This is a genomic window from Paracoccus sp. Ld10 (assembly GCF_045064235.1).
In the GTDB taxonomy this organism is placed as follows: domain Bacteria; phylum Pseudomonadota; class Alphaproteobacteria; order Rhodobacterales; family Rhodobacteraceae; genus Paracoccus.
The window spans coordinates 99869-124914 of the sequence record NZ_JBISHD010000031.1; the positions used below are offsets into that span (position 1 = coordinate 99869).

Annotated in this window: 19 protein-coding genes and 1 pseudogene; 8 read left to right on the plus strand and 12 right to left on the minus strand. The window is 61.5% G+C overall.

The window, feature by feature from the left end:
* Positions 1-472 precede the first annotated feature (472 nt).
* The 3 genes and pseudogenes from ACJJVR_RS12590 to ACJJVR_RS12600 all read right to left on the minus strand — a co-directional run.
* A pseudogene (locus ACJJVR_RS12590) lies at positions 473-828 on the minus strand (transposase); the annotation flags it as partial.
* Positions 829-1645: 817 nt separating this feature from the next.
* A complete protein-coding gene (locus ACJJVR_RS12595; RefSeq protein WP_405405039.1) occupies positions 1646-2044 on the minus strand; it encodes an XRE family transcriptional regulator in 399 nt (132 codons plus the stop codon).
* A gap of 358 nt (positions 2045-2402) precedes the next feature.
* The gene (locus ACJJVR_RS12600; RefSeq protein ID WP_405405040.1) at positions 2403-2801 is read right to left on the minus strand and encodes a helix-turn-helix transcriptional regulator; all 399 of its coding nucleotides are present in this window, start codon (positions 2799-2801) and stop codon (positions 2403-2405) included.
* 738 nt (positions 2802-3539) lie between these two features.
* Here ACJJVR_RS12600 and ACJJVR_RS12605 point away from each other — a divergent pair.
* Entirely contained in the window at positions 3540-4298 is a 759-nt protein-coding gene (locus ACJJVR_RS12605; RefSeq protein WP_405405042.1) for a hypothetical protein, read from the plus strand.
* 139 nt (positions 4299-4437) lie between these two features.
* Here ACJJVR_RS12605 and ACJJVR_RS12610 read toward each other — a convergent pair whose 3' ends face one another.
* The 3 genes from ACJJVR_RS12610 to ACJJVR_RS12620 all read right to left on the minus strand — a co-directional run bounded on the left by ACJJVR_RS12610 (position 4438) and on the right by ACJJVR_RS12620 (position 7756).
* A complete protein-coding gene (locus ACJJVR_RS12610) occupies positions 4438-5676 on the minus strand; it encodes a type II toxin-antitoxin system HipA family toxin (protein ID WP_405405043.1) in 1239 nt (412 codons plus the stop codon).
* Positions 5673-5981: a helix-turn-helix domain-containing protein gene (locus ACJJVR_RS12615; RefSeq protein WP_405405045.1), complete on the minus strand. Its 309-nt coding sequence runs from the start codon at positions 5979-5981 to the stop codon at positions 5673-5675. The genes ACJJVR_RS12610 and ACJJVR_RS12615 overlap by 4 nt, the downstream gene beginning before the upstream one ends.
* Positions 5982-7444: 1463 nt before the next feature.
* On the minus strand, positions 7445-7756 hold the full coding sequence (locus ACJJVR_RS12620; protein WP_405405046.1) for a hypothetical protein: 312 nt from the start codon (positions 7754-7756) through the stop codon (positions 7445-7447).
* 39 nt (positions 7757-7795) lie between these two features.
* On the opposite strand from ACJJVR_RS12620, the gene ACJJVR_RS12625 reads away from it, so the two are divergent.
* The 5 genes from ACJJVR_RS12625 to ACJJVR_RS12645 all read left to right on the plus strand — a co-directional run bounded on the left by ACJJVR_RS12625 (position 7796) and on the right by ACJJVR_RS12645 (position 12563).
* Positions 7796-8575, plus strand: a complete 780-nt coding sequence (locus tag ACJJVR_RS12625; RefSeq protein ID WP_405405047.1) for a hypothetical protein — start codon at positions 7796-7798, stop codon at positions 8573-8575.
* 39 nt (positions 8576-8614) lie between these two features.
* Entirely contained in the window at positions 8615-9376 is a 762-nt protein-coding gene (locus tag ACJJVR_RS12630) for a hypothetical protein (RefSeq protein ID WP_405405048.1), read from the plus strand.
* 79 nt (positions 9377-9455) lie between these two features.
* The gene (locus tag ACJJVR_RS12635) at positions 9456-10619 is read left to right on the plus strand and encodes a pentapeptide repeat-containing protein (RefSeq protein ID WP_405405050.1); all 1164 of its coding nucleotides are present in this window, start codon (positions 9456-9458) and stop codon (positions 10617-10619) included.
* A gap of 494 nt (positions 10620-11113) precedes the next feature.
* The gene (locus ACJJVR_RS12640) at positions 11114-11944 is read left to right on the plus strand and encodes a PD-(D/E)XK nuclease family protein (protein ID WP_405405051.1); all 831 of its coding nucleotides are present in this window, start codon (positions 11114-11116) and stop codon (positions 11942-11944) included.
* Positions 11931-12563: a hypothetical protein gene (locus ACJJVR_RS12645; protein ID WP_405405052.1), complete on the plus strand. Its 633-nt coding sequence runs from the start codon at positions 11931-11933 to the stop codon at positions 12561-12563. Before ACJJVR_RS12640 ends, ACJJVR_RS12645 begins: the two co-directional genes overlap by 14 nt.
* A 365-nt stretch (positions 12564-12928) precedes the next feature.
* Here the strand turns inward: ACJJVR_RS12645 and ACJJVR_RS12650 are convergent, their stop codons facing one another.
* Positions 12929-13387, minus strand: a complete 459-nt coding sequence (locus tag ACJJVR_RS12650; RefSeq protein WP_405405054.1) for a very short patch repair endonuclease — start codon at positions 13385-13387, stop codon at positions 12929-12931.
* 90 nt (positions 13388-13477) lie between these two features.
* On the opposite strand from ACJJVR_RS12650, the gene ACJJVR_RS12655 reads away from it, so the two are divergent.
* A complete protein-coding gene (locus tag ACJJVR_RS12655; protein ID WP_405405055.1) occupies positions 13478-14968 on the plus strand; it encodes a DNA cytosine methyltransferase in 1491 nt (496 codons plus the stop codon).
* Positions 14969-14974: 6 nt separating this feature from the next.
* Here ACJJVR_RS12655 and ACJJVR_RS12660 read toward each other — a convergent pair whose 3' ends face one another.
* The 4 genes from ACJJVR_RS12660 to ACJJVR_RS12675 are packed head-to-tail and all read right to left on the minus strand — an operon-like array spanning position 14975 to position 22217.
* Positions 14975-17062, minus strand: coding sequence for an AIPR family protein (locus ACJJVR_RS12660; RefSeq protein WP_405405056.1), 2088 nt, complete (start codon positions 17060-17062; stop codon positions 14975-14977).
* Positions 17059-18006: a PD-(D/E)XK motif protein gene (locus tag ACJJVR_RS12665; protein ID WP_405405058.1), complete on the minus strand. Its 948-nt coding sequence runs from the start codon at positions 18004-18006 to the stop codon at positions 17059-17061. Before ACJJVR_RS12665 ends, ACJJVR_RS12660 begins: the two co-directional genes overlap by 4 nt.
* The gene (locus tag ACJJVR_RS12670) at positions 17999-20737 is read right to left on the minus strand and encodes a Z1 domain-containing protein (RefSeq protein WP_405405060.1); all 2739 of its coding nucleotides are present in this window, start codon (positions 20735-20737) and stop codon (positions 17999-18001) included. The genes ACJJVR_RS12665 and ACJJVR_RS12670 overlap by 8 nt, the downstream gene beginning before the upstream one ends.
* A 4-nt stretch (positions 20738-20741) precedes the next feature.
* Complete coding sequence (locus ACJJVR_RS12675; protein WP_405405061.1) at positions 20742-22217, minus strand: ATP-binding protein; 1476 nt, start codon at positions 22215-22217, stop codon at positions 20742-20744.
* Positions 22218-22500: 283 nt separating this feature from the next.
* Between ACJJVR_RS12675 and ACJJVR_RS12680 the strand changes: the two genes are divergently transcribed.
* The gene (locus tag ACJJVR_RS12680) at positions 22501-22758 is read left to right on the plus strand and encodes a hypothetical protein (RefSeq protein WP_405405062.1); all 258 of its coding nucleotides are present in this window, start codon (positions 22501-22503) and stop codon (positions 22756-22758) included.
* 482 nt (positions 22759-23240) lie between these two features.
* On the opposite strand, the gene ACJJVR_RS12685 is transcribed toward ACJJVR_RS12680, so the two are convergent.
* Positions 23241-24986: a tyrosine-type recombinase/integrase gene (locus tag ACJJVR_RS12685; RefSeq protein WP_405405064.1), complete on the minus strand. Its 1746-nt coding sequence runs from the start codon at positions 24984-24986 to the stop codon at positions 23241-23243.
* Positions 24987-25046: the final 60 nt, after the last annotated feature.

Below are 25046 nucleotides of genomic sequence, written 5' to 3' on the forward strand. Positions count from 1 at the left end.
GGTCGGCAACGCCGTCCCCCATACCAGGTGTGACAGATCGCCAAGGCGGTCCGAGCACTACTGCCCTGACCCTTGTTAGGCGTCCGCCGCGTCGCGGTTGAAGCCATTCTCCTCAAGGTGCTCATGTTGCGCACACCGGCGGATGGGCATGTGATCACCTCCTGAGCCTCGGCCGCCGTTGTCAGCAACGCCCCCTCCAGCATGGGCGGCACGGCCTGCGTGCGCCAGACCCGCGCAAGATTCACCACCTTGTCCCTCGCAGCCACGTCGGCGGCGACCTTTGCGATCGCATAGGTCACGATGTTCGCCCGGTAACCGCCCTCATACTAGGCTTGGGCCGAGACGAGCTTTTCCAGTTTCCGGAAGATGATCGCCTTTGCGATCAGGTGCCTGAACCAGCCATCATTGACCCTGTTACCGCTCTTGCCCCACACCTTCTCGATTAAGCGTGCGAAGGCCGCAAAGTTCTTCTGCGCCTCCTTGCAACGAAGGCGAATCTCATGTCGCCTCGCGCGCGAAATAAGCGTTCGACCATTGTCCTTGCACCAATGGCGGAAAATGCTCTTACCCTGCTTGAGGATGTCACGCTCCGCCAGGAGCCGGACGACCTCTTTCTTAGGGCTGCGATCTCCGTCAGGTCGGCCCGCATTTGTCCGTTTCCGGGAAAGGCAGTGGCCGGGGCTACACTCAGCTCCCTCATCCAGCGGCACGAGCCACACTCTCGGACAGGTCGAGGTCGCGGGCCGCCTGCGACACCGCTACGCCCCGATCGTTTACCAGCCTCACGGCCTCTGTCTTGAACTCACGGCTGAACTTTCGTCTCGTCATATCCAATCTCCAGTTCCTTTCACGATCTTATCTTCGTGTCCACGAAACCGGCAGCCGTTCATGGGGCATGTTCTGGACGGCGGCGGTCTCGGAATTAAGCGGTTACGACGCGATCGATCACCACCGCTACCCAAGCTTTTTCGCAGATTCAGATCCAGCCGCCCGGCCTCCTTGGTCGAGCATCTACCGGACCGGGTCCGGATCTTTCGCGGCCAGGACGCCGGGGCTGGCTCTGGCTTGGTGTGAACCACGTCCGACAGGTAGCGCAGGGCTTCACGCTGGGGCACCGTGGAATCTGGCACGATGATCCCTTCGTCTACGAGATCACTGTCCAGCGCGAAGGTGCTGCGTTTGCGTGCGATCACCGGGGCGAGCATGAAATCATTCTGCTGCGGATAACCCCGGAAATTCGCCGTCAAGCCATTGCCAAAGCGCTACGAATGTCGGGCCTTAGTGTCCAAATGGACGCCCAGCCGCACCCCTGGAAGCGGCGAAAGCCAAGCTGTGAGGCCGGACATTCCAGAAAATTTCATAGATTAAAATGGTGCTGTGAGAGAGGATTGAACTCTGGTGGGTGTCATATAAATCAATGCCTTATGCAGATCTCTGGCACCTGATTTGGCCACCTTTCTGGCACCGAGTTAACGTTGCGTCATTCATTCTGGCCACATGACTGCAGAGGCTTTCGTCTGGGCCCGTGGTCCCGTGGTCCAGCATTGTGGAAAGGGTAAGGACCGACCGCAGGTCGCCTCGGTCCCTGCGTCGGGGTTGAGGAATGGGCAGCGCTCGATCCTCGCGCCCCTTGGTCTACCGTAAGCTACCTGCCGAAGATCGCCCTGAGAGCCCCCCTCGATCGGGTGGTCAGCTTGGGGTCGGTGTTGCCAGACGCGTCGCGGATCTCGTCCAGCCAGGCGCGCTCGTTCACGGTGGTCGGCGTGCCGAAGGTCTCGAGCACCGCCACCGAGGCCGTCTTCCCGACAGCCTGCTCCAGTGCCAGGCGCATCAGATGGGCCGGGTCCGTCTCGAGCGCCCGGGCCAGAGCCGGAACGCGGTCCAGGGGGATCTTCGATGCGCCGCTCTTGAACATCGAGATCAGATTTCCGTTCGTGAAGCCCGCCTCGTGCGCGATCGTCTTCTGGGTCTTGCGGTGCGCCAGAAGCTCGGTCTGGCGGCGCAGAAACACGGCGGCAGGCGTGGTTTCATAGGGGTTGGGCATGGTCGTCTCTTTCTTGAACATTGGCTGATGAGACGAATCTAGCGGCCGGTGCCGCGACATGTGCTTGGGAGTTGGCGCGCAGTCGTCGGGAAGGTCGAAGTCCTAGAAAACGGGCGTCGAGACGACGGGGATGCTTTGGGACCCCTGACCATTTCCCTGCTCGGACCCTCCACTTTGGTGGCCGGCCGCGTGCGGGGTGATCCTAGTCGGCAGCTGGGCTACGCAGGTGCCCGGTGCCCTGCACCTCGCTCTGCGCGTCCTGATGGTCCATCCCTGCGCCGGGCCATGGGGCAGCGTGCCCGTCAGCTGAATGCTCCCCAGCGTGCGATCCTAGCCAGCGGGCCCGCCGGCCTGCCTGTCACCTCCCGAAGACCGCCCGCAACGCTGTCCGGGATTGGGCGGTCAGCCTGGGGTCGGTATCGCCCGAGGCCTCCCTGATCTCGTCCAGCCAGGCGCGCTCGTTCACGGTGGTCGGCGTGCCGAAGACTTCGAGAATCGCGACCGAGGCCATCGTTCCGATGCTCTGCTCGAGGGCGATCCGCATCAGATATGCCGGGTCCACCTCGATGGCGCGCGCCAGGTCGGGCACCCTGTCGAGGGGGATCTTGCTGGCACCGTTCTTCAGCAGGCTGATCATGTTCGCGTTCACGAAACCCGCCTGATGGGCGATCTCCTTCTGGGTCTTTCTATGGCTGATCAGCTCGATCTGTCGTCGCAGGAATATCGCGGCAGGGGTGTCGGCATGGGGGTTCTTCATGTGGCCTCTCTGGAAAATCGCTGACTGCCACGAAACCAGCCGGTGCGCGGCTGCAGGCGTTCGGGATCTACACTGATCTCAGGTCGAGGCGAAGTCTTGGAAGTCTATGCGTCAGTTGACGAGGATGGTTTTGGGACTGGAAGATTGCACCGCTCTGCAGTCGGTTCGGGCTGCAGGGCGATGTGCCTAGAGCGTCATCTTCGCTGCCGCGTGAATAGGCGTCCATGGAGCTTCAGAGGGATGAATAGCCCAAAGGATGCGCCTGACTGGAGTCAGACAGGTCCGACGTGGCGCGCGTGGCTGGTCGACCCTTCCGGCCTGCGCTGCATCCGCAATGCGTGTCCGTCACTCGCAGTCCGAGATGAGGGGTGGAAAATCGTTGACGATTCATAAAAAAATGATAAGTTGTAGCTTATCTTTCTTGCCCACCACCACGGACTGCGCACCGCGCACAATGAGACGAACATGACTGGATCACCTGCCGCCGGCTTTGCTGGCGACCAACGCCCATTGACAATCGGCGATACGTCTTGCGACGAGCAGGCCTGCGACGCAAAGGGGCATGCCCTCCTTCCCGAGCGATCCGGAACTCGCGCCGATACGGCGGACGCATCGTGCAAAGTTGTCTCTCTCACGTCTCGTCGTGGAGCCCATTCCAGCCAATGCTGGCAGGGATTCCAGACTCGACAGGATCAATCGCGTCAGTGTGCAGAACCCACCCCTAACTCCTACCTTCCCATGTCAATCCTCTTCACGTCACAGGACGGGGTAGACGAGGTCAAGCATATCGCTGGCGAGCCATCCATCGTCGCCCCGGGTCAGCCTCGTTCCGGAAGGTTCAACCCAACCCCGATTGCTCCATCCAAGGCTGCGAACACCCTTGCCGTCAAACCCGAACCGTCACGCAAGGCGCGACGCAAGGCAGCCGACATTTCGGCGCTCTACAAAAAGACGTGGCGGAACCTTCGGCGGACCGAAAGGGTCGGCTTGGCCATGGAGGCTATCAAACGGGATGGGGGCGAGGCCCTCAGCCTGAACTTCGGCATTCCAAGGCAGTTGTCCACCCAGCGGCTGCAAGACCCCCGCCGCGTCTTTGAAAAGGCGCTGAGCAAGCAACTCGGTCTCGCCGGGTTGCCAAGTCTCAAGTTCGTCATGACTCTAGAGGTGACGCCCGACGGCTGTGGCACCCAATCTCGTGTCCATACACACGGAGCGGTCGCAACAGCAGGCCTCACAGGGGATCAGCGCGACAGGCTCAGGGCCGCGCTTTGCAAGGCCGCGTCAGTCGCTGTCGGAGCGATCGGGGGTGATCGACAACTCGTGATGAAGCCCATGACATGTGCATCCGGTTGGATGGATTACTGCCTCAAGGATCAGGCGAAGACGAAGGCGGCGCTCGGCATCGACAATCTGTGGGTGATGACCAGGCAAGCTCACCACGCGGCGAAGGCGCTTCACGGCGAGTGCCGCAGGGCTGGAACCAGCAACGCTGCTTGACTGGAGACTGGTTTTGTGGTAATAGGATACCGTCTCCTGTGGTGGGAAGACTGAGGAACGTTTCTTGAACAGGTCTCCCTCGCGAAAGCAGGAGAGGCCTGTTTCGGTTCCCGCCGGTCGTGTTCCATATCTGTGTCGCTTACCAGGCTCGGGCCGCCTCGAGTGCCGCCGCGATCCGCCTTGCAAGGTCAGTCGGGACGGCGGCATTCTCGGCACAGCGTGGCCAGTCCAGCAGGGCCGCGTCCACCTCATTGATGATCTCAGCGATGCGAGCGGACTTGATACCGGACTGCGCGCCCACCGCGTGGATCTGCGCCATGCCCGGATGACGGCCCTCGCCCGCCACGGTCAGTGTGTGCTCTCCACCAGGTCCGCTGCTGAAGCTGAGATCATAGGCCGGGGCCAGTCGCCACGCGCCGTCCGGACCCATGATGAAGGCGAAGTTTTTCAGGTGATCGTCCCGGTTCTGGGCGCGGATGTTGAACACCATCCTGCGGGCCATCTGTTCGACCGCGCGCTGATCGCGGGTCATCACCCGCACCAGCTTCAGCAATTCGGCATAGTCCAGCGTCGCATTGCGGAAATCGACGTCCAAGAGGGCCGCGACCGTCTGGACGTGCAGACGTCGGCCGTCCACGCGATCGAAGCGGTCGGTGACGAAGAAGGCCTCGCCCGAGCGCGCGTGCAAAAGGCCCGTCGGCATCATCTCGATCCCGGCAGCGCGGGCCATGGCAGCATAGGCGGCCTCCGCCTCGGCGGCGCCTGGCGCGTCGGTCATGGCGCGCCGCTTGACCAGAACCGCGCGCCAGCCCGGCAGAAGGGTCAGGCGGTGGTCGCGCAGCCGGGTGCCGTCATCGGACAGCTGCGCCACGAATTTCGGTCGCGCGCCCTGAGAGCCGCCGGCCATCGCGCGCAGACGGTCCAGATCATCGGCGCTGGTCTCCTCGCCGATGGAGGGCACGAGCCGGTCGAACCAGTCCAAGCTGATGTCCTCAGCGGCATCCGGGGCCTCTTCAGGCCGATAGACGAGTGCGCCCATCCCGCCCGTGCCGACCATCGCCAGCCGGTCCAGATCAGTGATCTCGGACCGCGCGCGGCCTCGGGCGGCGAGGTTGCGGTCGATCAGCAATCGGCCCCAGCCATCCGGCAGGCTGTCGCCGAAAAGGCCCGGCAGATCGCCGAAGCCCCGCCCGCGCGGTCGCAGAAGGGCCTGCGGCTGGCGGACCAGAAGTGGGCTGAGCGGCAACGGATCGGCGACGAAGGCCGGGTTCCACTCGGCAACGACCTGCCGGGCCGCGGGGTCCCAGCCCAGTTGAGCCACCCGACGTTCCTGGCCATCATCCCAATCCAGTGACACCAGCAGGCGCCCCCGGCTCATCGACGGCTCCTCGCGCGCACCCGGACGGGCGGCTTGGCCTGACGCTCGATATCGTCCAGCGTGCGGGCCTCGGGCAGGGGGAAGAGGTCGTGGAAGGCCTCCAGCGCTTCCATGGCCTCGGCCAGCGCCAGCAGCGAGGCCAGCGAGATCTCCCCCAATCGTTCAAAGCGCTTGAGCGTGCCCAAGGGAACACCGGATCGCTGAGACAGCTCGATCTGTGTCAGGCCAAGCGCGATCCGCCGCTGGCGCGCGGTGTTGCGGATAGTCTCGCGCAGGTCGGTGGCGGTATCGAAGCTGGGCAGCATGATGTCTCCCTATCGGCTCTCATGCTATCCGCAAACGCTGTCGGAGTCGACCAAGAGATCACATGTTATCCAGCAACCTAGTGTCGACATTCTGTTGATAGATCGCCTCTCCGGTGCGAGGCTGCCCAGAAAGCACGGAGAGACCCTGGGTTCTTGCCACTCCATCGCAGAACGCAGCTGGGGAGGCTGAAGGTCGAATGTTGGGGACGCAGGAAGACACGCTCACAGACCCCTCAAATATCGCCGTGTATGGCCCTTTAGTTTGGACGCAGTTTGACCCAGTAAAAGTGCAAGATGACTCTGCAAGGCGCCGTTCAGGGGCTGTGAGGGGGTAGCAGGCGATGTGGGCGGCCTGCGCGCGTTGCTTGACGCCCACCCACGCCGTATTACGCATCTGCAGGACACAAAGGGCCATCCCGGGCACCCTCCGATCCGCTCTGACGGGCGGTCGTCCGCATGCTGCTTGGGTCGCCGCTGACCGACCAGCGCCTGCTCTCAGCACGCGTCCAGCCCGGAGCAGTGTGGTGGAAGCGGACTGGTGGACGAGCCAGCGAAACTGGGCTTGGTCTCGATCTTCCGACGGTGCTGTTCTCCAACCAGCGATTACCATCCGGAGTATCAGAACGACGCGGGGGTGGATGCCCGGCAGGATCACCCTCGATGATTGCGTCTCACCACGCGCGAACCATGAGCAGGAATGTTGACGGATGTCTCAATTGGGCGGTCAAATATTCCATGGCGATCAGAAAATGGAACATTTGAGGCCCGAAATGTCGCATTTTCTGGGACTTAAGGCACCGGAATGAGCCGCGAAGTCCAACGCCGATCGCTGTTTTCCTAGCGATTGCTGAAGTTGCAAAATGGGATGAGCAGAAATGTTCCACTATCGAGGGATTTTTTGCTTTTTTGTCATCGCTCAAGGTCCAAATCGCGGTGGTGCAATCGAAATTCCGCCGATGACGGATCAGGCCGGATAGGGGGCCTGGTCTCCGGTCCGCTGAGGACTTCGATCATTTTGCGACGATTACGATTGCTGATCGCCTCATCTGGGCGCGGGCAGGGTGCGTAAGCAGGGATTGCTGTCCTGCCCCCGAACAGGGGAGTGGCTCTGTCCGTTACCTGAGGAGGCGCGGGGCTGCGCAATCCCCGTCTCACGCCGCATACACGTGCCGCCCGTGCGGAACGTCGAGGGTGGAGGAGGGATCGGCGGCGCGCATCATTGGGCGGCGCGACCCGTGCCGGGAGTCCTCCGCTGTGCGATTGGATGAACTAACCGATCAGCCCCTCGACCCAAAGTCCGCCCAGAAACGCCGTCTGGCGCATTTCGGATCATCTCTTGGATCTCAACAGCCGTCGTCATGCCGTCCATATCGTGGATCTACTTCACCATGCCTGTTCCGCCCATATCCATCCAGAGGTCCCAAGCACCTCGGCGGCCAACCAGGAACTTCGGCATCGCGATCTCATGGTTGAGAGAAGTGGGCCAGCAAGGGCTCCCGCTTGTCCAGCGCGTCGATCTCATGGCCCATGTCGATTGGACAGGGAGCGTCCGACGATCCCACTGCGAGCTCGAAGGTGGCATCGCGCAGGTTCTCCCGCACCCAGCCATCCTCTCTCAGCATCTCGCGGGCCATCCGGAACGTCGCCGCCCGATCGCTCGCGCTGGCGGTCAGTTCGACAAGCGCGACATCGCCTCGCTGGTCGATCTTGATGGCCTCGAATGCCAGATATGTTGGGAAAGGCTCTATGTCCGCTTGCCTGAATCGCCGCGACATGGGACGACGAATTACAACAGTGTTTGCGCAGTGGTTTCCATGCTGAACTTTTTCAAGACTTCGACCTTGGCCGTGTCGATCATTTTTGCAGCGGCTTCCGCGCTCAAGGCTGAGATTGTTGAGGCCGGCGCAGAATCGCCCGACGTCGGCAACTCCGATACCCTGGACTTTCATCGCGACAACCTCTTAGCGCATGCGGCAGAACAGGAGAGACTGGCCAATGGACCTTTCAGGCTAGATGACCCCGATGCCTGCACAGCCATCGTCAATGGGGAAGAGCTGATCCTGCGCGATCCTTCGAGCGGGGCGGGATTCGATGAAGCGGTCGACAACACCACCTTCCGGGAGATCTTCTTTTCCGGCTGGGGTGGCCAGTGCCCAAGCTATGCAATCCTCAAGCATATAACCCCGGAACTGAACGTGGCGGAGCGCGCGGCGTTCTGTCTGTCCTATGATGAGGAGACTGAGCAGTATCTTGGGTATGAGGTCGGTGCGAGGGACGCATATGGCGTTTGCCGACAGCCGTCACGCACCCTTTGCGAGCGCGTGAATGCCGGCAAGGAGGTGGTGCTGGCGGTAAGCGGCGTCGGAGCGGGTGCCAGCGCCGGAACATCCGGCGCGATGGCTGCAGCGGGTGTCACGGCGGTCACGCACAGCTCTGGTGCCGTCATTCTGACAGGCTCGAGCGGTTACATCGCCGGCACCTTGGGAACAGCCGCAACGACCGCTCTGGGCATCCTGTCTGCACCAGCTGTCATTGCCGGAAGTGCCGTTGCGCTCGTCGCGGCTGGGGGCGCCGTCTACGTTTGCAAGGAATAGGATGCAGACCAGCTTCGTTCCAATGATCGGCCTCGCTTGATGAGCACGACCAACTCCGTAACCGAGCTCTGCGAACTCGTGGTTCGCTTGAAGGCAGCGCCGGATCAGGATGGCGAACTAGACTGCCTGGTCGAGCTGAGACTCGCATCAGGCGATATCGAGCTGGAAGACGAAACCTGTGAGATTTCCATCTCGAAGCTTACGATTGCCTTGGATCTTGAGGGTGTTTCGGAAGTTCTGGGAAGCCGCTACGGCGAGCCCCGCAAGATGCCGGTTGAGATGGAGCGGACGGTCATTCAGACGAATACTTCCGGCAAGCGCTTCAAGGCATCAGGAGCGGCGAAGATCGATGTGACCGGCCCTGCGCTCGGCGCCTATATATCCGGCGACGCGGAGATCGGAGTGCGGAAGGAAGCGACCCTGCGCTCCCACGATACGTTCCTGCACCAACACGTCACAGCGGCGCCAAATCTGCGCTGGGAAGTGCGCGAGCATGACGATGGTGTGCTGCGTGGCACCTACCTGGATGGACAGAGACTGCTGCGAGTGACGCGGGCAGAGCGTGCGAACCGGTCCGCGCTGATTGCTCGCGCCACGGTGAAGCAGAAGGACGTGTCCATCGATCAGGTCGTGCATATCGCGCTTGCCCTGAAGTTTCTCAGACGACCGGACGTGACACGGCGACGGCTCATGGACATCTTCATCAAGAAAACTCTGGATGCGGCCATCCGGGGCGGAGGCAAGTTCGCCGGTCAGATCGTCCTGTCAAAAGCCGAAATCGATCTTGCCGATGAGGACTGATGCAAGCCTCCAAGAGCTCTTGGACCCACAGGAGTTGGCCGCAGCATACGAAAGGGTGTGCGGGACGTCCGGCGAGTTCATGGAGATCAAGGATGCCTTGGATCTCGATCCCGTGCGGGATTTTCGCTTCTCCGATCTGCGCGATGTGGACTTCTCGAATGCGGATCTTCGCGACTTTGATTTTACCGGAGCAGACCTGCGTGGCGGCCATGGCACGGATGTCACGTTTGACGAGAGCACGATTTTTGCTGATGCCGACCTGCAAGGGTCCTGCTTTGCGACGCACGTTCGGGAAATGACGCTGTTCAGGCAGAACCCCATGGCGGAGCGGATGTATCGCGTGCTGCTCGAGGGTGATCCGATGGAGATCTCGAGCTGGCTGCATGCGCGGTATCGCAATGGTCGCGAGGAGCATTCCATCCTGAGGAAGGCAGACAGCGTCACCGCCTCGATACTGTGCCAGAAGATGCTCTCAGAGGATATCGATCTGACCAAGCGCACCGATCTGTTCTATTTCCTCAGGAGCATCACCAGTTCGCCGATGGAGCTCCGCGAGCTCCTGCTCGGCATTTTCGCACGGCACAGCACCAACGCGTCGGTCATCGAAAAATTCACGACGATCGCGTCGATCCTGCACGGGAAGGATCCCAACATTAGGACCTTCATCCTTCAGCTCTGTGATGCGCGATCCCCCAAGGTCAGACTGGCCGCGTTCAAGGCCAGCATCAACATCGGCCTTTTCATGCGGAACTTCCAAGCGATGAGGGACCTGTTCATGGCGGCACATAATGCCAGCATTCGCAGGGAACTGATCCTTGAGAGCGCCACTGCCTTGGGGCGCCATCACGTGGGCTCGGTGAACCGATCTGCCACTCTTGAGGGTGTCCGAGCAGATGACGTCCTCGATGTGCCAGACCTGTTTGATGACACGATCTGCACCCAGATTGCCGTTGCCATCCGACGTCGTCATGATGAGATCGGAGAGCGAATGAAGCAGGGTGTAGACAGCAAGAATAGGACACCTGAAGATCCCAGACAGGTGAGCCCATCCATCATTTTCGAGCAGCAGGCGGAAGTTTTATGCAACGCTCCGGTCTTGAGCGCTATCTTCGCCAAGGACGATCCACACAGGTCCATGTCGGCACAGCAGCGGCTGTCCCGGCGAGCTGAGCGCGAGCAATGGAGACGTGATGATCTCGCCCAGAGGACAATGAGAAGCAGGCGGCGCTACCCCCGGCTATAGCGGATATCGCTGTTACGGTAAGCGGGACTCCTTCGGCTCGATCATCACCTGCCTTTGGCCATGAGGCTCAGATCCAGAAACCACGCTCTGTAGCGGTCAAGGATGCAGTCCGTATCGCTACCGCAACGATCTCGCTAGCTTACCCAGTGGCCTGTGCCTGCACGAGATCTGTCCGCTCAGCTGCGCTGCTCAAGTTCCGCAGAACTGAGTAGATCAATCTCAACGCGCGATCCTCCAGCCACAGATCAAAGCTTTCGCAGACCGCCAGCTCGGTGCTGGTTGTGGCCTTGGCGCAGTCGTAGGTCTGGGTGACCTACCCCTGATCTCGCTTAGCACGTTCTGGGTAAGGCTCTTCGGGTCGTAATATTCGCCGTCAAGATGCGGCAGGGCTTCAACCAGCGAACAGAGCGATTGACCGCTGCCGCGCCAAGTTGCAGCATGCCCACGTATCCGACGCCCACCGCGTCAGAATTCGAGTGGCGAAGGGGTGAGGCGTGACAAAGGGGCGTGGAGGTAAGCCGGAGATCAAAGATGATCTCTGTGAATACCGGAGTGCCGTCAATACGGTTTGCGAGCTTCTGCCTATGGAAACCCGAGAGTGTTGGCGCACCCCGTTCAAGGAGGCGTATCTCGGCATATACCATGAGCTTGGCAAGAGGCTTGTTCAGCACTGCAGGCTGCTGGCGACGAGCGGTGCCATTCCACGCGTTGACGTGCCCCCGACCGTGCTGCACGCCGTCTTCGCGACCGATCGACCGGACCATGCGTTTCTCCAAGATCCGCTTCGCTGGGGCTTCGGGCTAACCGAGCCCATGGCGACGAAGACGCTTGCGAGGTTGCTTTCGGCCGGGCATAGCGAGACGCGCGCGAAGCGCATTCACGCCTTTCTCCAAGCACTGGGGCTTCCTGAGGACTGTGCAAGCCTCCGTGCGCTTGAAAGCTGCCGCATTTTCGCCGAACAGGATAGAATTGATCTCAAGCTCGTCTGGATAGACGATGCCAACAGGGATGTCGTCGTCATCGTCGAAGCCAAGTTGGGACACAAGATCACGGACGGTCAGTTGAGCGGCTACCGGAAGGCCGTCAAGGCACTGCACAAGACCGATCCATTCGCATCGATCTTGCTGACGCTGGATGACGGCGTGCTCTCGGCCCTCCATCCACAGCAGCGAAAGCTCTGGAAGCAGGTCGACTGGCGCACCTTCTGCATGCGTTTCGAGAGGCTGCGTCCGATCGAGCACGACGCTGCCGTGCAGATGTTTCTGACGACCTTATGGCACCGCACTGGATGCCTGACACAAGAGGATAGACATGGCCGGATTTGAGATACGGGACAGCATAAGGGCCTACTTCACCAACAAGCCTGTCAGAAAAGCCTTGGATTCTCTCTCGGAGACCTTGCAGGGAGATAGTCTCCCGGAGATGAAGTGGCACGAGGCCCGGAACTTCAACCAAGCAATCCTGATGGCTGCTCAGGCTCGGGCCGACCACAATGAGATGCTATTCGAGATCTGGGAACGCACCTTTGGTCGGGCTCTGGAGCAAGCGGCAGGCGAATTCGAGGTGGACCTCGAGCACGACATCTGCACGCCCGACTACATGTGGAACGAGGGCATTGTCTGGCAGTCAATGAGCCGCCATGGCCTTTTGCAGCCCGGACTGGTCCAAGCTTTCGAATTATATGTATGCGCCGGTCTCGAAGGCGTCTATCTCCTCGTCGCCAAGTGGGACGGCTCCCAAGAAGCTCATGGAAGTTTCGATTTCGACCCTGCCGATATTGGTGACGGCTCGGCATGGGCATCCATGGAGGATGACGACGGTGACGTCGTAGGGCAAACGCCACTCGTATCGCTGACGGATTTCATGGCTGATCCAGATCAGCACATAGCAAGCATGCGAGACGCCGCCGAGGACATAGTTTCCTACTTAGAAAAGATCGTCTGACGCCTGGTGAGCGGGATCAGGCGACACCGAAATAACGGATCCTACTCCCGCTGATCTGCGCGCCGCCGAGTCGATCCAGAAAGCCAGAGCCAAGTGTCGGTGGGTGAAAAGGCCCTCATGTGATTTTCGCACCGCCTCCGACCAGTTTTCGTCCGTGATGGGCTGGTGGCCATGCATAATGGCGGCAGCGTCGAATGCGTGCCAGCCGCCTTGCCATTCGCTGAAGCCGTCGGAGATCATCAACAAATGGGTGCTTGGATCACCCTCGAACCGCGCCGTCGCTAGTTAGGCTTGCGGCCGACCTCATGCCCTTGTCTTGATGAGGTCGCTGCCGACTGCAATGCGCGCTTGGAAAACCTTCGGCGTCAGCGCTCGACGGCACCTTCGATGACTATCCTAGATGTCGTGCCATCCCTCATGAAGTCGACAAGGCTGGCGATCGTCGAGGGTGCGATGGATGTCTGCAAGGCACATTCCCAGACCACCGCGCTCCTCCAACCCAAGGCCGCCAGTGCGTCCAAGGCGCGCTGGTCCCGGGCCGTGTTCGCACTGAATTTCGCGGACCAGAACTCGGCATTCGTCGAGGGTGTCGTCGCCTTGCGGCAACCTTGATGCCGATGCCAGAAACAGCCGTGGACGAAGACCGCAGTGCGCCACTTCGTCAACACGATGTCAGGTGAACCCGGAAGCTTGCGTTGGTTGAGACGGAACCGGAAGCCGCGGGTATGGAGAGCCCGCCGCAGCAGCAGCTCCGGCTTCGTGTCCCGACCACGGATCCGTGCCATCACTCTTGAACGCGTTTGTCTGTCCATCACGTCGGTCATGCCTCCGATATAGGGCTTCGAACCCATCTTTTCCACCTGGCGCCTTCTTATGGTTTTCCGTTATGTCAGCGTCGGAAAGCGGAGGATGCCATGACCATCAATTACGGGATCATCGATCTGTTCGCCGGTCCCGGCGGCCTTGGGGAAGGGTTCTCTCAAGCCGGCCGAGAGGCGGGCATACCCATGGAAATACGCCTCTCGGTCGAGATGGACCAACATGCCGTGGCAACCCTGCGTCTACGGTCTTTCCTCCGTTCGTTCGATGACGGGTTTCCTGAAGAGTATTACCGGGCACTGGAGTCCGGCGGGAATTTCACGCGCATGCTGGAGCGGCATCCTGATCGTTGGCAGACCGCATGCAGCGAGGTCAGACAGCTTGTGCTGGGCGAACCGGGCGTGTTCGAGAGCATCGCCCCCATATTGGACAGGACGCGGGAGGAGTTCGGGGGCAACACGATCCTCATAGGCGGCCCTCCATGCCAAGCCTACTCTCTGGCCGGTCGATCGCGGAACAAGGGCAAGCAGGGCTATGTCGCTGAGGATGATCAACGGCACTACCTCTATCGCGAATATGTCCGCATTCTCGAGCGGCTGCGACCGGCCGCCTTCGTGATGGAGAACGTCAAGGGGATGCTCTCCAGCAAGGTGGATGGCGGCGGGATATTCACGCGCGTCCTCGACGATCTTGAAGGGGCTGCGGACGGTTATCGCCTGCTGCCCCTGACGGTCCCCTCTCCTGCGGACGGATCCCGCGCGCAGGCACGTGACTTTCTCGTGCGTGCCGAAGAGCATGGCGTTCCGCAGGCGCGTCACAGGGTCATCATCTTGGGCATCCGCAGGGATGTCCTGTCGCGGGTATGCTCAGGAGCGACACTTCAGGCTCATTCCGGCGCGGTGACGGTCGATGAGGCGCTTCGCGGGATGCCTACGTTGCGCAGTGGTCTCTCGAAGGAGGACAGCCGTGCCGCCTGGCAGAAGGCCGTCCGCGATCATGCCGAACGGATCGCCGCCCTCGACACCCTGTCCCCTGATCTCGCGCGGCTGCTGCGGCAGGTCGCGCGGTCCAACTCGCTGCCGGATCATCGCGTGGCCATTCGGCTTGGCGACGACAGGCCGCCTGCGCCCTTGGACGGATGGCTATGCGACCCGCAACTGAACGTCGTGCTGCATCACGACACCCGCGGGCATATTCCCGCGGATCTGGGGCGCTATCTTTTTTCCTCGACATTCACGAAGGCCACCGGGCGCGCGCCGAAGCTCTCGGAGTTCCCGGACTGGCTGCAGCCCGAGCACAGGAACCGAGAGAGCGGAGACTTCGCCGACCGCTTCAGGACACAGGCCGCGATCCGGCCATCCACGACCGTCACCAGCCACATCTCCAAGGATGGACACTACTTCATCCACCCCGATCCGTCCCAGTGCCGGTCACTGACCGTCCGCGAGGCGGCGCGACTTCAGACCTTTCCCGACAACTACTTCTTCTGCGGGCCGAGGACGATGCAGTATCATCAGGTCGGCAACGCCGTCCCCCCATACCTCGCGTGGCAGATCGCCAAGGCGGTCAGGGCCTTGCTGCCCTGAACCTTGTCAGGCGTGCGCAGCGTCGCGGTTGAAGCCGTTCTCCTCGAGGCGCGCCAAGACGGCGACCGCCATGCTTGTCTGCCGTTCGGTCGGAAGGCGCGCGGGCATCTTGGCGCAGATGCCCAGCACGCCGAACTCCGCAGGGCTGAGCAGACGGTGCTCACGTCCCCATGCCTGAGCCTTGGCCCAGAACTCCGCGCCGAGTTCCAGCACGCGAACCTGATCGACGACGTCCTCCGAAAGCTTGCGGTCCGTCTTCTCGTCGCGTGCCGTCTCCTTGACGTCCTCCGGATCGACGATCATGTCGTCGAGGCCGTCGGGATAGGACAGCTTCCGCTTGCGGAACTGCTCCCAGCAGGCCTGCTTCTTGGCCCATTCGCTCATGTTGCGCACTCCGGCCGGTGGGCTGGTGATCACCTGCTGAGCCTCGGCCGCCGCCGTCAGCAGCGCTTCCTGCAACGCGGGCGGCACGTCCTGTGCGCGCCAGACGCGGGCAAGATCGACCGCCTTGTCCCGCGCTGACACATCGGCGGCCACCTTTGCGATCGCATAGGTCACGATGTTCGCCCGATAGCCGCCCTCATACCAGGCTTGCGCCGAGACGAGCTTTTCCAGTTTCCGGAAGATGATCGCCTTAGCGATCAGGTTTCTGAACCAGCCATCATCGACCCTGTCACCACTCTTGCCCCAAACCTTCTCGATCGAGCGTGCGAAGGCCGCGAAGTTCTTCTGCGCCCCTTGGCTGACGATGAACGGCTGGCCAGCCCACGTGTTCTCGAACTTGGCGAGATCGGTCTTGCTGAAGAACTGCGACCGGGGGAACTCGGCATCCCACCGCTTCCTTCCGGCCTCGGTCATCTTGCCGCGCGCATCGGCATACTGTCCCCGTGCGCGCTCGTAGAACCATTTCGTCTCGCGATATCCATGATCCCCCGAGGGGGCGAGCAGCTTGCGCGACAGCTCCTCGATCCGGACATGGAAGGGATGGTTCGCGAAGAAGTCGGCAGCGTTGACCTTGTTCTGGCTGTTCGCGTATTCCGAGATGCGCGGGACGACGCTCTCCGAAAGGATCGGGGGAACGATGCTCAGCTTCATCTGGACGAAGATGTCATCCATCCCGGCGCCGGCGGCCTTGGCTGCGGCATGGAGGGACGCTGTGGTCTGTCCTCCATTGACGATCTGCAGGTTGGAGGCCGACCTGAGCAGCAGACCGTCTTCGGTCTGCTCCACCTCTACCTCCTCGGCCGTTGCCGCAAGGCCGTTGTTGTAGCTGAGGAACATGTGCGGCTCCTCGAGGATCGTCCTGCGGATGCCCCGGTTCACCCCGCCCTTGGCCTGAAGGAAGCTGCGCACGTTAGATTCCAGCAGGCGCGCCCCCCAGACATCGTAGATCGCCGCAAGCTGACGCCCCGGAATCACGGCGATGTAGCTCTCAAGCGCGGCGTCCGATCCCGACGCTTTCAGGACCGGCACGCCGGCACCGAAATCCTCGCTGAATCGGATGGTCATGTCGGCGCGTGCCTTGCCCTGCTCGGCGTATCCCTGCAGTCGCTTGAGGTCCCAAACGTTGTAGGTCACGGGCTTGCCGTCGATCTCGCCCGCAGGCGTCGCGTCGACGCGCGCACGATTGTCCGAGTTCGTGACGTAGATGAGCTTGATCTTGACGATCCGATCCCACCGCGTCGCGATGAGGTCGGCAAGACCGGCTCCTTGACTCGTCTCCTCCAGCTGGTCCCGGAATTCTTCCAGCCGTGCATGCCGCAGAAACTCCACAAGCTTCTTGAACTGTGCCTTCAGCTCGTTGCCCGTTGTCATGCGAACTTCCTGTGTGATCTGAAAATCACACAAGATCAGCGCAAGGATCCCCTCGGCGTCAACCGGATCACCTCCCGATCCGGTAACCTGGATCAGGACGCCGTTCCTGCCCGTCCCCTGATGATGGGCGTAGTCCGCTTGATCGATCTCGCCGGCCTCGGTCAGGAACTCTCCGATCCGTTCGAAGAAGGCCTCCTGCGCATAGGTCCCGGACGCATCCGCATCGCCTTGGATGTCGGCGATGAGGCTCCGGTGGAATTCGTCAAGATCCGACATCATGCGATCCTCGCAGGCGACAGCACGTCGTCGTAGACTTCGAAAGGCGCGCAGGCGTGCAGGTTGATGTAGTATTTCAGGTTCTCCACGCCGAGTGGCAGCGGAGGCGTCATGCGGGGAAAGCCGTCACGGACCTCGTATGTTCGAGATGTGCCGGTCTTCCACACGCGCCTTTCATCGACGTCCTCCGGGCGGAAACCTGTCGCAGCGATGCGCCGCTCCCATAGGTCTACGGCTGCCGGATCCGAGGCCAACATGGCCCCTGTCATCCCGACGTGGTCTGCCAGTGACAGCCCCTCGGGCGCGATCGCCGTATCCACGTCGATAACGCGCAGATAAAGCGCAAACCCGTCGATAGTCTCAAGCTGCACCTCGGAGGATATCGCGATCTTCGGATGGGCCGCCCCGCGTCTGGCCTTGACCTCGACATGCATCGTCGCAAGCTCGAAATCCTTGGCGCTTCCTTCGGGGCCTTTCCATGCCTCGACCGCCGCAAAGGCCCCGAATGACTCGATCAGGGCGCGCAGCACTGCAAGCTCGGCCACTAGACCCCGCTGCTCTTCGAGGGTCAGGCCTCCGGTCCCGCCGCTGCGCAGCAGATGGTGCCAGCGAAGGGTGCGCTGGACGGCGCGCGCCAATGCCGCATTGGGGCTTTCCACCGATTCCGCAGCAGAGACGACATCGCGGCAGAGCGTATCGAAGATGTCGGCCTGACCGTGATCCGAGAGGGAGAGGCAAAGATTGCCGCGCCCCTCGACCGTCCGGTAGCAAAGCGTCAGGTTCCGCAGCTGCGGTAGGGGATGGACCTCGGCCACGCCCTCGCCAAGCCTGAGGACGAGGCCGGGCGCGCCGTCAGGCATCCGTGCCCAGAAGATGTCGTGTCGTCCATGGCCGTCGACCCGTCGACCCGTGTCGGGGGCCAGATCACCCCAAGGGGTCTCAGCCATCGATGTCGCCCTCGTCGTCGGTATCGTCGTCATCTCCATAGAGCTCGCGGAATTTCTGCGCGTTCACGATGTATTCGACGCGCTCTCCCGGAACGCTGGAGGTCGGCAGGCTCATCCCCCAACCGGCCACGACGGATTTGGGAAAGTTGCTGGGAAGAGGCAGCAGGGTCTTCTCATCGTTGCCGTGATATTCTTCGCGCAGCTTGACGATCTGGAGCACGAACAGCGGGCGTTCGCGCACTTGGCGATAGATCTTGTCTGGATAATTGACCTTGCCGGTCTCGGCATTCACCTTCTGGGGATTGTTCTGGCGATAGGCCGCCTCGGCGGCCGCTGCGGCATCCAGTGCGACGCCGATCTTCTCAACACCCCGCGACGCGATCCTGGCCTTCTTGCCGCTGATGGACAGCAGGCCGTTTCCGAGATCGCCCAGTTCGACCTTCCGCGACTGTGGCCCGATTTTCCAGCCCGCATGGAGAAACGGGGACTCCCCCTTGACGCTGGCGATCAGCACGTCCCAATGCGCCAACTCGTCATCCTTGCGTGCATCTATATAGCTGCGGATCGGGCCGGTCTGCGTCAAGAACGCCGCATCGTGGTTCCGCCATCCCAGAAGGAACCGTTGGATAAGATCGACAGGCACCTTTCGGAGGAGGCGGCCGCCCATGGGCTCCTCCGCCATCTCAGGTCCGAAGCCGGCCGCCGAAAGCTGATCGAGAAAGCGCTTCGCGTGATCGAGGTTCGCGTCGACATCCTTCACTCCCAACTTGGCCGTCTCGACCCATGCGTTCGACAGACCGACATGGACGACCTTCTGCCCCGATCCCATCTTGTTGCGCGCTGTCACCAAGAGGGCGGACGGGTGGCTGCGGACTGCCAGACCGAAATCCGCCGGCGTCAGCCTCGCGCTCTCCATGTTCTTGAGCTCGAGATGCAACTCCTCCGATGCTTCGGCGATATGGGCATACCAGTCAATCGCGTCCGTCGGCATCCAGATCCGGCAGAGGTCCTCGTAGCCGCCGCGATACCCGAACCAGCGCCCCATCTGCATCAACGTGTCATACATCATGGTGTTACGCAGGAACCAAGTGACCGTCAGCCCCTCGAGCGTCAGGCCGCGCGACAGGGAATAGCCGCCTACGGCGATCACGGTCTGACCGATCTCGCCGATTGTCGCATAGTCCAGCCCGTTGCCGCGGCTGTTGACCTCCACCACCTTGGCCGCGGCGATGGCGTCCAGCAGCGCCGCTTGGACGTCGTCCCATGCGAACCCGGTGTCGCCGTATTCCTTCCGCCAGACATCGTGCAGGGCTGCGATCTCGGGATCGGCCAGCCCTCGCACGCCGAGGGACCCGTTGATCCGGACCGCGTTCTGGATGTCGGACAGACGCTCATGGATGCGGTTGCGGATCCTGCCCTGGACGGCGGTGAAACGGCTCGCGTTGACCAGCATCGAGCAGTGCTTGGACGCCTGGCCCCGAAGGTTGCGGATCGTGCGTGCGACGAGGAAGGCGCGCAGAGCCTCAATGAGTGAAGGCGGAAGTTCGGCGATGTCGTGATCGATCTTGTGCGTGACGGGCAGCACATCCGCGTTGTCGGCGATGTGTCGCAGCCATACCGGAGGACCATCCTCGGGCAGTCCGTCGATGAAGACCTTGCTAGCGCCGAAGTAGTTCGTGGGGGCATCAAGGCCGATGATGAAGTGCTTGGGAAACAGATCCTCCTTCAGCGCGTCGTCATACTGGTCGGGGTCAACGAAGATGTTCGCGAAAGGCGTCGCCGTGTATCCGACATAGCAGCTCCGGCGGAAGGTCTTCAGGAGGTCGCGGATCTGGCCGTTGATCTTCGTCACCTCCTCCTTGGCATATTTCGTGTTGATCGAGGCGTTGTCTGCCTCGTCGTCGATCAGCAGCATCGGCTGATCGATCATCTGTTCGTCGCCCTTGGCGCTGTTGTCCTTGAGCCAGTCGAGAAGGTTCTTCAGCGTGCTCGGGTTCTTCTTGATCACAAGGACGACCGGAACCTTGTAGGAATCGATCTGGCTGGTGTTCGTCGACGCGGTCTCCTTGTGGAAGTCCCGCTTCGTGTTGGTCAGGCTGACCGGGACGTGGCGTTCGTCGAACAGGCCGACCCCGATCGCATGGTTTCCCTTCTGCCCCGTGCGGCCGGTGTCGCGGCCGATGAAGCCTTCGTCGATGCGCTCCTGGGTCTGGTTGCGGAGGTTGTTGTGGATGCCCGCGATGACGATGATCAGCCGATATCCCGCATCCGCCGCCTTGCAGATCAGGCCGGTGTAGTTCGCGGTCTTACCGCTCTGGACATGCCCGACGACCATTCCGCGTCGGTCCCATTCTTCCTCCAGCCGCGGATTTCCCAGCCGGCCGAGGATGCGGTCCGTGACGGCGTCGGTCGAGGTCACCACATCCTGCGGGAGCCCGTTCTTCAGCAGCAGCTTCTTGTAGCGGTCCCAGTAGTAGGGTGCGATCGAGGCCTTGGCGTCGTCGAGCCACGGCTGGAAGGCCGCGTCGTCGACCATCGCCCCAAGGCCCATTGTGACGCTGAACCGGCTTTCTATGTCCCGGGCCAGCTGCTCAAGGGTCGCTTCGTCCGCACCTATGCCCAGAAGGACGTTAAAGTTGGAGATCATGCCCCGCAATTCCTCGCCGGTCTTGCGATGATGCGCCAGCGACTGAGAGATCACCGAGTCGAGGTGAGTGATCTGGTTGGTCATGTCCTCAGTTCTCCTGCATACCGGCGAGCATCTCGCGAATTTTGTCCTTGTGACGACTGAGCGGCTCGGTCGAACATAGCGCCTGCAGCACGTCATTTCCTGCCATGCCGGTTGCCAGAAGCATCCTGACGGCCTGCTCCACCGACTCCGCGACCTCCTCGAACTCGGTCTGATCAGCTTGGACGCCCTCGGCGCCGCCTAGCATATCAGCATGCAGGGCCGGAACCGGCAGTCCGGCCCCAAGAAGCCTGATGCAGGTTCGGAAGCCGTTGCGGAATTCCTCGGGCAGGGCCTGCGCGAAGCCCTCGATGGCGGGATGGTCGGCATTAGGGCGATAGATGATGCTACCGTCCTTTTGGAACCGGTTCCAGAGCGGCAGGTTCGCCTCGTCCACCAACTTACGGCCGCGCTTCTGATAGGTCCTCTTGGATGTGCCCTGCATGCGCTCGACGATGCGTCTCAGCCGATCTCGAACGACAGGCGGCATCTGGGCCGACGCCTTGCGCACGTCGATTTTCCAGTCGGCATCCATCGTGTTCGGGATGTCGACCCGGACGCGGCTCAGCTTGGTCAGCTCGGTCGCGCGGGCAAGCCCGAGCCACCCCCCGGCGATGATCAGCCGGCGCTCGCGATAGATGTAAAAGCCCTGAGATCGCAGATGGCCTTCTGGCCCGCCTATCTGATCCCACTCGGCTTTCGTCATCCGACCATGATGCGGCAGCGTGAAGCACTGGGCGAAGATCGTCTGGTTCGCATAGGGGATCGGGTCGATCTCACCGGCCTGCGTCGCGGGGTGCTTCGATGCGAACGGATCCAGCGGCACAAGCCTGCGACCGTTCAGGAAAAGATTCAGCTGAGGCCTCGTCCCTTCCATGTATCGGTGAAAGCACAGGCGCAGATGGTGCTCCGCCCCGGACAGGGCGGCGTTGACCTCCGCCGAACGCTTTTTTGCATCGTGACGGACATTGGTCGACAGGCGGTCCAGCTTGCGCCAGATGACGACAGTGCCGCGCTCCGTCAGTTGTTCGATCGCCGGAAGGGAAACGGGGTCTTCCTCTACCTGCACCTGCCAAAGGTTGCTGCGGGACACCTCGTCAAGGTCCCATGTCGCGGCGGTGGTGGTGCCATTCCGTCGGCTTGCGACGGTCAGCATCCGGCATTGCGAAAAGCTTGCGCTCTTTAGTCCGAGACCGAAGCGGCCCAGGTCGTGTGTCGAGCGCTGTTCGAGAGGGTTGCGCGATCCAGGCCGCATCGCCTCGATCAGTTCCTCCCGCGTCATTCCCGAGCCGTCATCGACAATCGCGATCCATGGGGCGTCGGATATCGTGTCGGCGACGATATGAACCGCCGTCGCCCCCGCAGTGATCGAGTTATCGATGACATCTGCCATCGCCGTCTCGAGCGTATAGCCGAAGTCTCGCATCCCCTCGATCAGGGAGGCGGCATGGGGGGTGGCGTCCGCCAGACTCTTTAAATTCATGTCTTCAATCGTTTGTATGAGCGATGCCCGACGTTCCCCATCTCGGGCCGCTGCGTCAAGCAATTCTCGGATCGGATCTGCGTAAAGTGCAAATCATGTCTGTCAAGCCGGCCTACCCTGACCCTCGCCGGCCCTGCGTCCGGGGCAGGTCCTGTCCTGCCAGTTCGCCTATGCACATATTAACGTAACTGGCTTGGAAAGTCGCCGTCAGGCCTAACATCCCATACGACACCTCGTTTGCCGACACCTAAGATGATGAAAGAAGCAACATGAGGTGAATGAGATGGTTGAACTTGTAAAAGATGTCAGGCTGATCCGGATCGTGCGGTGGCGATCGATGGTGCAGAACTTGCTGATCATCGGTGCGATCTTCTTGGCGGCGGCACTGTATCGCCTGTCGGAAGACAACTGGGCCTTCACCAGTTTGACTGCGATCTACCTTCCGGTCGGGATGGCCCTCTTGACTGCAGGCATCATCCTTCTGATGCGAGGGCCAATAATTTATGTCGAGAAGGACGGCGTCACAGAGAACGACATCTAGGACGCCGGCGCCTTTCATTGGTGGACCATGAGGGCGCGAGGCCCCTTCGTAGCCGAGTGCGAGCGGGGGTGTGTGCGGACATTGACGTTGACCTTAACTTTTATCCAGCCTGAGCAGGACTCCGGGGTTGAGTTTTTCCCTTCTAGGCCGGTTGGGCAACGGGGCTGGCGCGGAGCTTTGCGGATTGCGCAAGGTCAGACCCCGATGGGAGGTGTAAGGTCTAGGCGAACTCGGCAGGCGACTGCTTGCCGAGGCGGGAGTGTGAGCCTTCGGTGTTGTAATCCTTGCGCGAGGCCGCGAGCGCGCCGCAGGTGTGGTTCTCCACTGCGGCGAACCCGGTTCCAAACTGAGGAGAGCGAGGCCTCGATCACCATAACCTGGAGCTCGCTCGACCCACTGCCGCCACATCTCGCGAAGAGCTTGGGCATCTTTGTGAGTTGACGGGTTTCTCGCCTTAGCTGCTGAAACATGGTCACTTGGATTCAGTCTTTGCTCATCACGGGTGTGTTCAGATCGTATTCGGCAAAGGCATCGATCACCCGAAGCTTCGCCGTGATGGTCACGTCGCCATAACCATCACTGGCCGTCTTTCCGGAATGACCCTGTATCGCGTCTAGGACGCGGACAGGTGCGCCTTGTTCAAGGCCCAACGTCTTGAACCGGTGGCGAAAGCCATAATTCGGCTGAACATCGTCCGGCACCAGTCCCAAGCGGTTCAACCATTCGCTGATCTCACCGGATATCGCGCGCGCGCTCGTGACATATTTCTCCCGTGAAGGTGCCCGATGAAACAGCGGCCCAGGCGCGGCTTTGATGAAGAAGTCCGCGAACCCCAGTGACACCAGCTGAGGATGCAAAGGCACGTCGCGAAACTGTCCCGTCTTCACTGATCCCGCCTCAGGGGTGATGCGCATGATCCACCTGCCGGCTTCGATGCGGAGATCCTCCTTTCGAAGCTGGGTGAGTTCGGTGGGACGCGCGCCCGAGAAGGCTGCCAGCAGCGGCACCCATCGCTTTGCATTCGAGAGCCACGGCCGTTCCTGGTTGGCTGGGTTCGTCCGATGCGGTGGCTGGTAGCGATAAGCGGCCTTGAGAATACGCGTCGCTTCGAGAGTGCTGTAGCCTTTCTCTCGCACTTGGATCCTGCGCGGAACCTGCTGTCGGACGCTGGAGGCTTCATTCGACGCTAGGCGGTCGTTGTCGTGCGCCCATTTCAGAACCGCCCGGACGGCGGCCAGATACTTGTCGGACACCGTTTTCGGTGCCTTGCCCGACGAGAGCAGGCCGTCTCGCCAATCCAGTAGGTTGCGTTTGGTGATCCTCTTGGCATCGTCATGACCCAGAAACCTTCGCAGGTCGGCGATTGCGTGCGTCCAGTTCGCGCCCCCGTCGCGGTGTTTGCCAAGCTGCTGTCGCGAGAGGATGTAGTCCTGGAATAGACCCTGCAGGCTGATACGCGTCTGTGCCAGGACCGAACGTTGCGGTGGCTGCAGGATCGGGTCGACGGATTGGCCTTCGAAGTTCCCTGCATCCCGCTCGAGGGTCTGCGTTAGTGCCGCAATCTCGGCCCGAACCAACGCGGCCGAAAGCATTTGCCGATCCTGAGACCCGCGCGCGGCCGCGTGCGAATGTTCCTCGACCACGCGATTTGTGCTGATCTCGACAAGGGTGTGGTCTCCGGATCCAAGTCTGACCTTGAGAGCCTCCATGCGCGAGCGGCGCAGACGCCGGTCGTGCTCGCGCGCGCCTCTCATCAGCTCATAGTCCGTCTGCGCCATTATGGCGCCGACGGGATCCTCGCTGTCACTGATCTCACCTGTATCGATCTTCTGCATGATCCGTTCATACTCGGCCTTTTGAGCTTCGAGACTGGGCATGCGCTCCTGTTTGGCGTCGTAATCCGAGATGACTTGGCGGTAGTGCTGGTGTGCAAGCTCCTGGATGATTTCCGGGGTCAGGGGGACGAGGACGCGGGGCGGGCAGGAGACGGCGTCAGTCGGTGACCCTGGAGCGCCGGCCATGCCTGCTTGTGCCCGGGCCTGTGAAATCTGCTGTTGAAGTCTCGCGACGGCGGCGGCGTGATTCTGCGATGCAATGGTGCGGTCCCCTCCCAAGGGTTCCGCCAGCTGCGTCCTTCCGCCGAGGAAGGGTCGCAGCGCCTCAGGAATGGCGATCCGAGCCCAGAAGCGGCCGTTCTTTTCCTTCCAGTGACGTCGTGATCCCGCCATGTCGCAACCTTCATTCTGGCACCTGTTCTGGCACCAGAAATGGCACCAGGGCCCACGAAA